Below are 11,855 nucleotides of genomic sequence, written 5' to 3'. Positions count from 1 at the left end.
AGCAGCGACGCACAGGGTTCGTCGCCGCCGATCGGAAAGGATTTTCAGGTTATTGGTATCGGGGTTCGGGCTGCCCTGAACGAAACATGCGAGGCTTATCGGGTCGAATCCGCCCCATCGTCATCATCCCTTATCGAATAGACGATCTCCTGATAGGCCTGCAGGAGAGTGGGGCGCTGCGCATCGGGAACCCTGGCCGCGTCGAGGCGACGCAGGAAAACATCGAGTTCGCCGAGTTCTTCGAGCGATTCATCTTCCGACACCTGCCCGATGGCGAGCGATGCGGCCCGGCTGTTTCTGATCCTGCGGATTTCAAGCGGGGAGCCTTTTACGGCCTCTTCGAGAACGCACCGGAGATCGCCCGGCAGATCCTCTCCGGTATACTCGATTTCGAGCCAGGCGCTGCTCCGGGAAGCCTTCAGCCCGTAAATGCGAGAAACGATGTCGTCCAGTGTGCCGCCGATCTGTTCGAGCTGCTGGAAACAGGGTACCGGAACCGGACGTATTGCCCGCCGGCCCTCCGTAAACTCCACGATAACGACCTCCTTCTGCTGCCGGGCTTCGCCGAACCCCATGGGAATCGGAGAACCGCTGTAACGCAGGTGCTCCTGTCCCGCCACGCACTGCGGAACGTGCAGGTGACCGAGAGCGAGGTAGTCGATCCCCTGGGGAAAAACAGAGGCGCTGACGTGCGCCAGCGAGCCTATGTAGATCTCGCGAACCCCGTCGCCCTCTATGGTCGTGCCGCCCACCGTAAAGAGGTGGCCCATGGCGATCAGGGGCAGAAACCCGCCCTCCTGCAGCCGTCGCTGTTCCGCCGCGGTGCAGACTTCACGGTAATGGCGTTCGATCCCTTCGACAAGCTTCCCGTTCTTCTCCTCCATGCTCTCGCCCGGTCCTACGCTGCGGATGTCGCGGTCGCGCAGGTGCGGCACCGCACACACGATGGCTTCTGCCTTCCCCCGCTTGTCGCGGAGCACCACCACCTCGTCCATGGGATCGTCGCCCGGCGAGCCGACAACATGCACGTCGAGGGCGCGAAGCAGGGCTTTCGGAGCGTCGAGAAACGAGGGGGAGTCGTGGTTTCCGGCTATGATCACCACGTGGCGGCAGACCGGGGAGCGGGCCACTCGGTTGAGAAATCCGTAATAGAGCTCCTGGGCGCGGCTGCCCGGAACGGAGCTGTCGAACACGTCGCCGGCCACGAGCAGGGCGTCGATCTTTTCCGTTTCGATCAGCCGGTAGAGCCAGTCGAGAAAGGCCGAAAATTCGTCGTAGCGGCTTCTGCCGTAGAGGGTACGGCCAAGATGCCAGTCGGATGTATGGAGAATTTTCATGCTACCGGCTCTCCTCTCCCTCATCCTCGTTCGGCATACCGGCAGCGGAGGAGGTTCCGGATCCGAGCCCTCCAAGGGCGATGGCGATGCCTATGGCCACCAGCAGGACTCCCGATACCGATTCGATGACGACGAGAATCTTTGAAAATCGGCCCAGAGGGGTGAAGTCGCCGAATCCTGTCGAGGTTATGGTGACCGCGCTGAAGTAGAGGCAGTCCAGAAAAACCGGAACCTTCGCCTCGTGGTTGAACGAAATCACTTCGGTCAGGGGAGTGCGGCTTGCCTCCATAAGTTTTTCAATCGGCGGCGAACCGGCATCGTCCGGCCATCCGGCAACCTTGTCGCCTATGCCACGCCACATGGCGGGAGAAATGCCCTGAAAGGCCCGCACGGATGCCCTGCGCCTCAAAGCCTCGCCGTACATTTTCATGGAGTCCTGCATTGCCGGAGTGCGGAGCTTCTCGTAATACCGGTACTCCGCCGTCGATTCGTTCAGATCAGCGATCGAACACTGGAAATAAAAAAAACCCGAAAACACCACGATTACGGCCACATACGACAGCAGCACGCTCCCCATCTGCAGGTTTCTCGACGCTCCAGTCAGGGTCAGGTGGATGACATGAAAAATGGCGTAGAACAGCGAGAGAGGAATCAACAAAAGCAGTGCAAGCACCATGAGTTCAAGCGGGATGTTGTCGCCGAACATCTGCCCCGAAACCCATAAAAACTCCGACAACTCCACAAAACCCGCACAGAGGAACAGGCATATTCCCGCCGTGGCCAGTATGCGGCGGTTTGTTTTCAGGAATTCGAATATGGGGACCATCTTTTTTCAGGATTTTCTTGCAATCGGGTTTGCCAGCCGAAACACCCTTTCCTGTCAATATACCGATCCTCAGGAACCGAAGAAACCGTTCACGAAACACAGTCCCCGATTCGGCTCCTGCATGCAACCATATCGACTGCAGGTACGAGCCTTGCCGTCAGACCTGTTTTTTTACCGGAAGCGGCCATTTGATCGTTTCTCCATCATCGTGCGGCTCTGTTCCGCTTGCCTTCTCTGTCGGTTGTTTTGGGGCGCTGTTATCGGCAGGACGATTCAAAAGCCTCTCAAAAAACCGTTTCCCTTTTTCATAAGCCAGATGAAGTTGATTTCCCGTCTTCTGTTCAGTGGTGTCAATAGCCATGATTTGTTATACTTAAGATCGATTTCCGAAAAAATAATTGCATACTCGTGTTTGCATCGTTTCAATATCTGCAGGCCTATACATACACATAAACAGCACGACTATCACTACCCGTTGCAACAAATAAAGGCGCCTCGATTATTTATTCATCGGCAAGAGCCACCGCCGTTCGTTCAATCCCCGAACATTCTTTTCTTGCCTTTCTTCAAATCCCACAGGAATGACATGTCGGTAGCACGAAGTGCCAACCCCAAATATTGATCTTCAGCCCCGTAGGGGCGAAACATCGGTAGCACAGAGTGCCAACCCCGGGAAAAACGACGCAACCCCAAATATTGATCTTCAGCCCCTTAGGGGGCAAAACATCGGTAGCACGGGGTGCAACCCGGGAAAAAAGGCGCAACACCAACTATTGATCTTCAGCCCCGTAGGGGCGAAACATCGGTAGCACGGGGTGCAACCCGGGAAAAACGACGCAACCCTAAATATTGATGTTCAGCCCCGTAGGGGCGCAACATCGGTAGCACGGGGTGCCAACCCCGAAAAAAAGGCGCAACACCAACTATTGATCTTCAGCCCCGTAGGGGCGAAACATCGGTAGCACGGGGTGCAACCCGGGAAAAACGACGCAACCCCAAATATTGATTTTCAGCCCCGTAGGGGCGCAACATCGGTAGCACGGGGTGCCAACCCCGGGAAAAACGACGCAACCCCAAATATTGATCTTCAGCCCCTTAGGGGCAAAACATCGGTAGCACGGGGTGCCAACCCCGGAAAAGAAATCTTCTCCCTAAAATGGGTCTTAGCTCCGTAGGAGCGACATATCGGTAACGTCCGGGTACAACCCGGCGATAATAGGGTGCGCCAAACAGTGCGCTTCCGCACGGTCGTTTCGGCTTCAGGAAAAGAAACGTCAGGATGCGCCTGCGGCTTGTCGCCAAAATCAAACCGCTCCGTTTTCTCCGTCGCCTTGCAGATCCGACAATAACCTGCCGTTTGTGCATGGGCAGGCAAGCTATAGTTGCTTACCAAAGAACTTCCCCGCTGCACGCCCTCGGTCACTAACGGCAGCCCAAAGGAATCAATTTGGATATTTTTATCATATTGATTAAAATTATTCCAATGTCAAACTTCTGCTCATGGAGAAAAGAACACCCCATTACAGGCTTGAAAAGGTTAAAGGAATAGTCTCCGACAGGAATTCACGACCGTTCACCATGACGGCTTTGAGAGGCGGTTTGGCATTAGGCTTGACCGAACCTGTTATGCGCGAGATCGTGCTTGCGCTCCGAAGAGCTGATTTTTACAAGTCGATGACTACCCATCTTGACCATAAGCTCTGGCAGGACGTTTATCACGGAATGACGCCTGATGGAATTCCGGTTTATAGTAAAAGTAACGGACTCCGACGATGACCGGCCACCGGTGATTCAGTTCAAGGCCAGATAAAATAAATGTTTAACGAATAGAACAGCTTAATGGAAATATGATCATGAATACTACACAATGTCCCTCATGCGGTCATAAAGGGATGATCGATAAGGTTTTGGAAGAAACGCTCACGTATGGGGGTAAATCGATGACGTTGCATGACATGCACGGCAGGTTCTGCCCTGAATGCGGAGAAGGAATATGGGATGAAGAGAGTTACCGGCGCTATACGGAAGCTCAGGAGGGGCTGGTACGCGCGATCAAAGGCGACCCCGCAGCCGACATCCGACGCATCCGCAGAAAGCTGAAGCTGACCCAGGCACAGCTCGCCTCATCGTTCGGAGTCGGCAAAGTAGCGTTCTCCCGTTACGAGCGAGGGGAAACCAGGCCGCCTGCGCCGTTGCTCAAGTTGCTGAAACTCATTGACCGGCACCCTGATCTGCTGAGCGAAATCGAAAAAATGTAATCAGATTCGAACGGTGAACATCCTGGAACCCATTACACGACTCTTTGCTTATTTTCCGTTATGGGTTCATGACCAATAGCGTGTCTATTAAGCAAGGAAATGAATCCATTGCTTACCTCGTTTACTTACATGCCCTTACTTGCCGCATGCAACCGTAAACGGTGTATGACAATATTACCGGTAAACCTCTTTCCGATGCCCGACCCGGACAACAAGAACTGAAACTTTTTCATCGAGGATTTCGCAAATCACCCGATAATCTCCGATACGGTATCGCCACAACCCGGCATGATCGCCTCGTAATGATTTGCCGGAAGCCCGCGGGTCTATTGCAACCCGCTCACGGAGGTATTTGACAATCCGTCCGGCAGCGGACTTATCCAGACTGGCCAGCTCTTTTTCAGCCGATGCGGCAAACTCAATCTTCCAGACCAAGACGACGCTCCACTTCATCTATGCCGGTAACCGGCTCTTCACCACGTCTCACCCGCTCCAGAACCTGTTCGGCCAGATAGATATCTTCAAGATCGTCGAGATGCTCCATAATGGCCTCGCGAATGTACCATGTCTTGGTACGACCGGTTCTTTTGGCAAGGTTATCAAGCCGGTCACCAACACTTTTCGGAATGCGGATGCCGATCATCCGATCCGCTTTCTCTTTTTCCATAGTTACCTCGTATAACATGTTATTCAACGCAATACATGTTATACAAAACAAACAGGAACCCCAAATAAATCCCGCTCAACAGGACCCTGTCCCGGCTCAAGAACGCCCAATCGGTATAGTTAACCGGCACTTAACCGCCAAAGAGTGCGACTGCTCGCACTCGTTTCGGTTTCAGGAAAAGAGACGTCAGGATGCGCCGGCAGCTTTTCATCAAAATCAAACCGCTCCGTTTTCTCCGTCGCCTTGCAGATCCGACCATAACCTGCCTTTTGTGCATGGGCAGGCTATGGTTACTTACTATTTTCATCTACGTCCCAGAGGACTTCCCACACGGAAAAAACGACGCAGCCCCAACTATTGATCTTCAGCCCCGCAGGGGCGAAACATCGGTAGCACGGGGTGCCAACCCCGGAAAAGAAATCTTCCCCCCCAAATGGGTCTTAGCTCCGTAGGAGCGACATATCGGTAACGTCCGGGTGCAACCCGGCGATAAGGCTGATTGCTTAAGTGAGCCCCTCAAAGAGTGCGACCGGAAAGCCCGTCAATGCGCTCGTCTCGGCTTCAGGAAAAGAAACGACAGGATGCGCTTAATGCTCGATGCCGATTGCGTCCGGAAACTTCTGTGCGGCATGAAAAACCGTCAAAACCGTTATGGTATCCTGACGAACCGTGTAGATCACGATGAAAGGATTGTCGGGAAAAACAAGTTCACGGGTACCGTCAATACGCCCGCTCCTTCCGATTTGCGGATATTGAGAGAGTTTGAGGGCCGTCTTTCCGATAAGGGCTCGAATGATCTTCCTTGCGGCGACAGGGTTGTCGTGAGAGACATACACCTCGATCTCCTCCAGCCGCTGCTTAGCGGTCTGTGTCCACCTGACTTTCAGCAGGCTTTTCATCCCAGAGTTTTTCCATCTCCTCCTGCGAAACTGTCCGCCCCTTGTCGAGGTCGCTCAAACCCGCATTAATGCTCTGCACCTGCCATTCATTCATGGTGAGGTAGTGCTCGATAGCCTCTTCTATCACGAAAGACCTGGATCGTCTGGTAGCCTCAGCAAGACGATCAACGCGCATTTTCATTGTGGCAGGCATTTTAAAACTGACCTGCTCGCGCGATTCCTTTTTTTTTGCGCCTGGACTCACACGCACCTCCTTTTTCATCGAAACTTCATGGTATTACCCGGTATTACCTGATAATACAAGACACGTTCTGCTTTTCCAAAAGGATCTCACTCACGACCGTCCCCGACTCCCAAGTGCTCAGTGACTGCAGCTTTCCAAAGAAAAATGATGCTCGAGCGTTGTTTTAATCAAAAGGAATTGGTATGATAAAAAGTATGATAATCATGCAATGAGGAGAGCAGATGGGAAAAACAAAAGTTGCCGTAACCATTGATGCCGCGACCATCATAAAAATTGACCGGCTTGTCAATGCAAAGGTTTTTGCCAATCGCAGTCAGGCAATACAGGAAGCGCTCTATGAAAAAATCGAACGCATCGAGCACAGCAGACTGGCCGAAGAATGCGCAAAACTTGATGCTGTCGAAGAGCGCCAACTCGCGGAAGAGAGTATGAACGGAGAGATTGACGCATGGCCGGAATACTGAGGGGTGATATCCGATGGGCCGACCTCAACCCGACGCGAGGAAATGAGCAATCCGGCCTCCGACCTGTTCTGGTGGTAAGCCATGACGTGTTTAATGACCGATCAGGGACGGTTATTGCAATCGCGTTGACAAGCCAGCCGCAAAAAGCGGGTTTTCCGCTTACCATGCCAATTGAATCAGCTGCTCTTCCGAAAAAATCATGGGTTAAAATCAGCCAGATCAGAACCCTGTCAACAGAACGGATCGGAAGCAGAATCGGAAGGCTTTCTGCCGAAGAGCTGATTCGGGTTATCGAAGGCCTCAATGAGATTATCGGAACATAATCCAGACTTTCCCATACTATCCAGGCAAAAACGGCATGGCTTCACCCTGGAAGCACCATCCCGCCACGTTGAGACGGAACATTATCTATAGCTGACTTGATAGTAGAATTTTTAGCAACGGATCAACATCAACGGAGCTGTTCCTGTAACCCGGAACCTTCACCGGGAGAACATGGTTGTTCCATACAAAGCTTGTATATTTCAGGCAAACGGACAATGCCAAAACAACCATCCATGAGCACCATCACCGTCAACATCTCCTTTCAGGAATCGTTGTTGAAGGAAATCGACAAAACCGCCAAAAAGGAGCATCGCAGCCGTTCCGAGCTTCTGCGTGAAGCCGCACGGCTCTACATTCAACGCCAGCGGCAATGGGAAGAGCTGTTCATGCTTGGTGACCGGATGACGGAAAAAAAACAACTGAACCTGAAGGATGTCGAGGAAGAGATCCTGGCAGCTCGCAGGAACAGGGCTGAAAGCCGATGAGGATCGTCTGCGACACGAATGTACTTGTCCCGGGCATACTGTTCGGGGGAAAACCAGGGGATTTGTTGCGTCACTGCTCTTCCGGTAAAATCACCAACTTCACATCGCCGCCCCTGCTCAGGGAAATCGAAGATGTTCTGCAACGCCCGAAATTCGGCTTGAGTGAAGAACAGGTTCACGGAATCATCCGGTTATTCAGGGAGACTTTTTCGGTCGTAAAACCTGAAATCCTCATAGCGGTGATTACCGCCGATCCGGACGATAACCGTGTCCTCGAAGCCGCTGGTGCAGCCAAGGCTGACGCCATTATCTCCGGCGACTCACATCTTCTGGATCTTGCCGAATGGAACGGCATTCCGATCATCACCCCCGACATGTTCCTGAAGAAATTCCTGTCAGCCTGACACAACTCCCCGTTTCCGGCAAAATACCGTGCTGCAAGCCCGAAGCTGAACGCGAAACAGATCCCTCTCCGCCTGGGCCTCTGCTTTCAGGCTTTTTTGCAGAAACATCATCGCCCAGGTAACCTTGTGCATGAGGTTCAACCCACCTCAGTTCGAATACGTAATCAAAGTAAACACCGTCCCCGACCCCCGGACGTCCCTGAGCCAGAGAAAGCCGACGACATCAAACCCCCGTTTGTAAAGGCAAAAAGAAAAAAGTTATATTTTAACCAGTAGCAGAACGTTGAACACGTGGACTGATACCATCATGCCAACCATTTCAATGTTTTTTGGAATAATCATTTACATGTATTATTTCGATACCAGGGAACATGCAAAGCCGCATATTCATGCCAATTATGCTGAATATGAAGCAATTATCTCAATACCGGAGGGCAATGTATTGTCTGGCGAAATTCCGGGCAATAAACTCAAACTGATAACCGCCTGGATTGAAATTCATCAGGAAGAATTGATGGCTGACTGGAAACTTGCCGTTGAAGGTCAGCAGCCATTTAAAATCGAACCACTGAGGTAAAGCATGCTGAAGGTTAAAAATGTCATTGCAAATGATGACTATACATTATTCGTTGAATTGTCCGATGGACGATCCGGAATTTTCGACGTAAAGCCCTATCTGGAGAAAGGGGTATTCACACAATTACAGGACCTGTCATACTTCAAGCAGGTAAAGCCTTTTTTCTGCGGTATCGTCTGGCCGAACGAGCAGGATTTGAGCGCTGATACCCTGGCTCATGGATTGAAACAGGTTAAAGCCGCATAGGCCTCCCACTGCTCACTGCCTTCAACCTGTTCTGTACAGGTATTTCATCCATGTTGCATGAATCTTGAGAAGCCGCTATATTGCATTGCATATGCAACGCATAACCGGACATACACCATGAAAAGCGCATCACTCCCGTCGCTCCGCGTCGAGCCGGAACTTCGCAAAGCCGTCGAAGCGGTGCTTCAGGAGGGCGAAACCCTCTCTACCTTCATCGAATCTTCGCTGCGAGCCAACATTGAACGGTGGTTGAACCAAAAAGAGTTCATAGACCGGGGTCTGGCTTCGCGGGATCGTGCACGACAATCGAACTCGTATATCGATGCAGAAAGCGTGATCGGGGAACTCAGGGGCATGCACGAAAAAGCCGGAAAGCGATCGGCATGACATTCAGGGTACGGTTCACTCCCGAAGCCAGAGAGGATATCGTCCACCTTTATGCGTTCCTGCCTGAAAACGATCTGAAGGCTGCAGAGAATGCGCTCGAAGCCATTGAAAGAGGCATGGCATTTCTTCGGGAGTTCCCCTTCAGTTGCAGGAAAGCTGCTCCCCATACCCCATTCCTCCGCGAACTGCTGATCCCCTTCGGCAAGTCGGGTTATGTAGCGCTTTTCGAGATCGAGAACAGCCACACCATCACCATTCTTGCCGTCCGCCACCAGCGCGAAGACGATTACCTGTAGCGATGCTTGCTCGCCCGGCTTTACCTGCAGCATTGCATTCTCAAGCGCTCAATATATTAGGGATAAATGTTTTACGGGACTATTTTCACGTCCGGATGGACGTCCTCAAGTCCCCCTCACACGTTGCTACCGGTCGATTCACCCTGGATTACCGGCAAATCCTGACCAAAGCGCAAGCGCCCTGTTGACTTCCATCATGGTTGCTTCGTCAAGAATACCGATGGCTTTGCCGATTTTTTCAGCCGGAACGGTCTGTATTTTATCGACCATGATCTGGGAACGCTTACGCAATCCATTACCGGATTCAGGCTCGACATCAATTCTGAATAACGGCGTCTGACGCAACTCACTGGTAATCGGTAAAACGGTTACCGACGGATGTCCTGAAAAATAATCGGATTGTACAATTAAAGCAGGCCGAGGTTTGCCGTAATCGCCCTGCAAGGCGATCGTTACTACCGATCCACGTTTCATGCTTTCCAACCTTCCCGATCTGCTGCCCGCTCAAGGAATTCAAGCACCTCCTTTTCATGAGCATCCGACTTGAGCAACGCCGATTGACGGCGACACTCCAGTTCGAATCCCGGGCGTCGCGTATCTGCCACCCATATCTGTACAGGTCTCAACCCTCGCTCCCGAAGCTTGTCTCTGTACCGCTTTACTCTTTCAGTTACAACCTTCATGCATGATCTCCATTTTCTTTACTGGGTTACATGTAACGTAACGAACCCGATTCAAAGTTCCAGGTCATACTCTGGAATCTCCATTCCTCCCCGTCGGGACGGCACACTGATCCGCAGGTTCAATACGAGATTTTGAGGCTAAAGAGTCGCGAAGCCGTTCTGACTCGGCACACCAATAAATGTTTGTAACTTTCATAAAGTGAAAGTATCTCGCATTAATGGAAATACTGACCGAACATATCACCAACGCCGGGCTGGGCGAGCGTGTTGTCACAGAAGCCCAGTTATCTCGTCTGCTCGATGGCACGCCGCAACGCCGTTACAACCTGGTTAACCGCGCTCTGCATCGTGGAGAACTGCTGCGCCTGAAACGCGGCCGTTACCTGCTCTCTTCGGCTGTAAAGCAGGGTAAAATGCATCCCTTTGTGCTGGCCCAGGCACTGCTGCCGGGATCGTATATCTCAATGGAAACAGCTCTCGGTTTTCATGGGTGGATTCCCGAATCGACACCAATCACCATGTCTGTTACGCCGCATCGACGACGCCAGACTCTCGACATTCCGAAATTCGGTCAATTTCGGTATTACCCGTTAGCGCTGAACACGGGCTGGTTTCTCGAAGGCGTCGGTTGGGATACGCTTGCAGGACAGAGCTGCCTAATGGCACAGCCGTTACGAGCTTTACTCGACATGTTCTGCCTGCGCAAGATTGATTATCCCGGCATCAGGAGTCTGACTGAAGGAATGCGCATCGATGAGCACGAACTCGCCTACATTGACAAAGACGATCTTGAACGGATGCGTCCGGTCTATCAGCATAAACGCATGGAAACCTGCATCTCTGCCATGCAACGGGAACTGAAACAATGATCGACATACTTCGCAAACAGCTGGAGCGCTATTCCGTTTCTGAAGCAAAGCTCCCCCCTGCGCATCCAGCCACGCTGCTTTCAGCCTGACAGCTCTCCCCTTATGGGTTCTTTGCCAATAGCATGACTGTCGCTAAGAGAGAGCAAATCAATTGTTGCTTACCGCAATTTCTTGCCTCCTCAAGTACGCTCGACACGTTATTCCAGCACATCACTATGTTGTTCAAGATGAGATTTTTTGGCAACGGATCAACGTCCCTGAGCCTCTTCGGATATCGCTCCAGCTCTTCCAGTGAAGTGACCAATCCTGCCCTCAAGGGATTCAGATGGATATAACTGACCAGCTTGATGAAATAGGGTTCCTCTTCGCAGAGTATCGATTTGTAGCGGTTCTGGAACAGATGTCCCGTTCGATGATGACGATTGTTGAACGATACCGAATATCCCGTCAGCACTTTCCGCATGAACGTCGGCAAACCTGCCGATCCACTCCGAAGCAGCAGATGCGCGTGATTGTTCATCTGCGCCCAGGCATAGATCACCGTTCCGGTTTTCTCCGCAGCTTTGCCTATCCGGTTCAGGAAATCCAGACGGTCTTCATCATCAAAAACAATCGCCGTCCTCTCGACACCCCGAACCATCACATGATGCAACGACCCCGGCGCATCCAGTCTCGCTCCTCTCGGCATCGCTGTTCTCCGTTTCAGGTTCTTGAGCAATAACTACTCTTCATAGAAAAAATAGGAAATAATAGGCTCCTCGCTGTTTCAAGTGGGTGATGATATCAGAAGCGTATATTGTGGTGTAACCAACTAAGCCAGTAACCAGTACGCTCATGAACGACCTTACCCTTTTTCAGATGGCCTTGGGACTTGAGTCCCCATGGTATG

At 51.9% G+C, this 11,855-nt stretch carries 20 protein-coding genes and 1 pseudogene; 11 read left to right on the top strand and 10 right to left on the bottom strand.

Going from position 1 to position 11,855, the window contains the following annotated elements; genetic code table 11:
- Positions 1 to 95: 95 nt before the first annotated feature.
- The 3 genes from K9G39_RS09595 to K9G39_RS09585 form a co-directional block, all read right to left on the bottom strand.
- Complete coding sequence (locus tag K9G39_RS09595; RefSeq protein ID WP_292004703.1) at positions 96 to 1,337, bottom strand: exonuclease SbcCD subunit D C-terminal domain-containing protein; 1,242 nt, start codon at positions 1,335 to 1,337, stop codon at positions 96 to 98.
- A 1-nt stretch (position 1,338) separates the two neighbouring features.
- Positions 1,339 to 2,163 (bottom strand): potassium channel family protein, encoded by an 825-nt coding sequence (locus tag K9G39_RS09590; protein ID WP_292004702.1) that lies wholly within the window; start codon positions 2,161 to 2,163, stop codon positions 1,339 to 1,341.
- 157 nt (positions 2,164 to 2,320) lie between these two features.
- Positions 2,321 to 2,524 carry a hypothetical protein gene (locus tag K9G39_RS09585; RefSeq protein ID WP_292004701.1) on the bottom strand — a complete coding sequence of 68 codons (204 nt, stop codon included), beginning with the start codon at positions 2,522 to 2,524 and terminating at the stop codon, positions 2,321 to 2,323.
- 1,139 nt (positions 2,525 to 3,663) lie between these two features.
- On the opposite strand from K9G39_RS09585, the gene K9G39_RS09580 reads away from it, so the two are divergent.
- Together K9G39_RS09580 and K9G39_RS09575 are read left to right on the top strand one after the other, a co-directional pair.
- Positions 3,664 to 3,939, top strand: coding sequence for a type II toxin-antitoxin system MqsR family toxin (locus K9G39_RS09580; RefSeq protein ID WP_292004700.1), 276 nt, complete (start codon positions 3,664 to 3,666; stop codon positions 3,937 to 3,939).
- 71 nt (positions 3,940 to 4,010) lie between these two features.
- On the top strand, positions 4,011 to 4,421 hold the full coding sequence (locus K9G39_RS09575; RefSeq protein WP_338076122.1) for a type II TA system antitoxin MqsA family protein: 411 nt from the start codon (positions 4,011 to 4,013) through the stop codon (positions 4,419 to 4,421).
- Positions 4,422 to 4,595: 174 nt separating this feature from the next.
- On the opposite strand, the gene K9G39_RS09570 is transcribed toward K9G39_RS09575, so the two are convergent.
- From K9G39_RS09570 to K9G39_RS09555, 4 genes are all read right to left on the bottom strand, one after another.
- Positions 4,596 to 4,856, bottom strand: coding sequence for a type II toxin-antitoxin system RelE/ParE family toxin (locus K9G39_RS09570; RefSeq protein ID WP_292004699.1), 261 nt, complete (start codon positions 4,854 to 4,856; stop codon positions 4,596 to 4,598).
- A complete protein-coding gene (locus K9G39_RS09565; protein ID WP_292004698.1) occupies positions 4,840 to 5,088 on the bottom strand; it encodes a ribbon-helix-helix protein, CopG family in 249 nt (82 codons plus the stop codon). The genes K9G39_RS09570 and K9G39_RS09565 overlap by 17 nt, the downstream gene beginning before the upstream one ends.
- Positions 5,089 to 5,675: 587 nt before the next feature.
- On the bottom strand, positions 5,676 to 5,987 hold the full coding sequence (locus K9G39_RS09560) for a type II toxin-antitoxin system RelE/ParE family toxin (RefSeq protein ID WP_292004697.1): 312 nt from the start codon (positions 5,985 to 5,987) through the stop codon (positions 5,676 to 5,678).
- Positions 5,947 to 6,231, bottom strand: coding sequence for a ribbon-helix-helix protein, CopG family (locus K9G39_RS09555; RefSeq protein WP_292004696.1), 285 nt, complete (start codon positions 6,229 to 6,231; stop codon positions 5,947 to 5,949). Before K9G39_RS09555 ends, K9G39_RS09560 begins: the two co-directional genes overlap by 41 nt.
- A 221-nt stretch (positions 6,232 to 6,452) precedes the next feature.
- On the opposite strand from K9G39_RS09555, the gene K9G39_RS09550 reads away from it, so the two are divergent.
- From K9G39_RS09550 to K9G39_RS09515, 8 genes are all read left to right on the top strand, one after another.
- Positions 6,453 to 6,695, top strand: a complete 243-nt coding sequence (locus tag K9G39_RS09550; RefSeq protein ID WP_292004695.1) for a ribbon-helix-helix domain-containing protein — start codon at positions 6,453 to 6,455, stop codon at positions 6,693 to 6,695.
- Positions 6,680 to 7,018, top strand: a complete 339-nt coding sequence (locus K9G39_RS09545; RefSeq protein ID WP_292004694.1) for a type II toxin-antitoxin system PemK/MazF family toxin — start codon at positions 6,680 to 6,682, stop codon at positions 7,016 to 7,018. The genes K9G39_RS09550 and K9G39_RS09545 overlap by 16 nt, the downstream gene beginning before the upstream one ends.
- Before the next feature lie 234 nt (positions 7,019 to 7,252).
- Positions 7,253 to 7,504, top strand: coding sequence for a ribbon-helix-helix domain-containing protein (locus K9G39_RS09540; protein WP_292004693.1), 252 nt, complete (start codon positions 7,253 to 7,255; stop codon positions 7,502 to 7,504).
- The gene (locus K9G39_RS09535) at positions 7,501 to 7,908 is read left to right on the top strand and encodes a putative toxin-antitoxin system toxin component, PIN family (protein WP_292004692.1); all 408 of its coding nucleotides are present in this window, start codon (positions 7,501 to 7,503) and stop codon (positions 7,906 to 7,908) included. The genes K9G39_RS09540 and K9G39_RS09535 overlap by 4 nt, the downstream gene beginning before the upstream one ends.
- A 307-nt stretch (positions 7,909 to 8,215) precedes the next feature.
- Complete coding sequence (locus K9G39_RS09530; protein ID WP_292004691.1) at positions 8,216 to 8,485, top strand: DUF4160 domain-containing protein; 270 nt, start codon at positions 8,216 to 8,218, stop codon at positions 8,483 to 8,485.
- A 3-nt stretch (positions 8,486 to 8,488) separates the two neighbouring features.
- On the top strand, positions 8,489 to 8,731 hold the full coding sequence (locus K9G39_RS09525; RefSeq protein ID WP_059139159.1) for a DUF2442 domain-containing protein: 243 nt from the start codon (positions 8,489 to 8,491) through the stop codon (positions 8,729 to 8,731).
- Between the two features lie 117 nt (positions 8,732 to 8,848).
- Positions 8,849 to 9,118 carry a YlcI/YnfO family protein gene (locus K9G39_RS09520; protein WP_292004690.1) on the top strand — a complete coding sequence of 90 codons (270 nt, stop codon included), beginning with the start codon at positions 8,849 to 8,851 and terminating at the stop codon, positions 9,116 to 9,118.
- Positions 9,115 to 9,414, top strand: a complete 300-nt coding sequence (locus K9G39_RS09515) for a type II toxin-antitoxin system RelE/ParE family toxin (RefSeq protein WP_292004689.1) — start codon at positions 9,115 to 9,117, stop codon at positions 9,412 to 9,414. Before K9G39_RS09520 ends, K9G39_RS09515 begins: the two co-directional genes overlap by 4 nt.
- Before the next feature lie 138 nt (positions 9,415 to 9,552).
- Here K9G39_RS09515 and K9G39_RS09510 read toward each other — a convergent pair whose 3' ends face one another.
- Both K9G39_RS09510 and K9G39_RS09505 read right to left on the bottom strand, forming a co-directional pair.
- Positions 9,553 to 9,888 (bottom strand): type II toxin-antitoxin system PemK/MazF family toxin, encoded by a 336-nt coding sequence (locus K9G39_RS09510; protein WP_292004688.1) that lies wholly within the window; start codon positions 9,886 to 9,888, stop codon positions 9,553 to 9,555.
- Positions 9,885 to 10,097 carry an antitoxin MazE family protein gene (locus K9G39_RS09505; RefSeq protein ID WP_292004687.1) on the bottom strand — a complete coding sequence of 71 codons (213 nt, stop codon included), beginning with the start codon at positions 10,095 to 10,097 and terminating at the stop codon, positions 9,885 to 9,887. The genes K9G39_RS09510 and K9G39_RS09505 overlap by 4 nt, the downstream gene beginning before the upstream one ends.
- Before the next feature lie 218 nt (positions 10,098 to 10,315).
- On the opposite strand from K9G39_RS09505, the gene K9G39_RS09500 reads away from it, so the two are divergent.
- Complete coding sequence (locus K9G39_RS09500) at positions 10,316 to 10,966, top strand: hypothetical protein (RefSeq protein ID WP_292004686.1); 651 nt, start codon at positions 10,316 to 10,318, stop codon at positions 10,964 to 10,966.
- A gap of 268 nt (positions 10,967 to 11,234) precedes the next feature.
- Here the strand turns inward: K9G39_RS09500 and K9G39_RS09495 are convergent.
- Positions 11,235 to 11,654 (bottom strand): annotated as a pseudogene (locus K9G39_RS09495) (transposase); the annotation flags it as partial.
- Positions 11,655 to 11,855: the final 201 nt, after the last annotated feature.

Source organism: Chlorobium sp., from assembly GCF_021740465.1.
GTDB lineage: Bacteria > Bacteroidota > Chlorobiia > Chlorobiales > Chlorobiaceae > Chlorobium.
The sequence above is the reverse complement of the archived record's forward strand: the minus strand, read 5'-3'. Positions and strand labels throughout refer to the sequence as shown.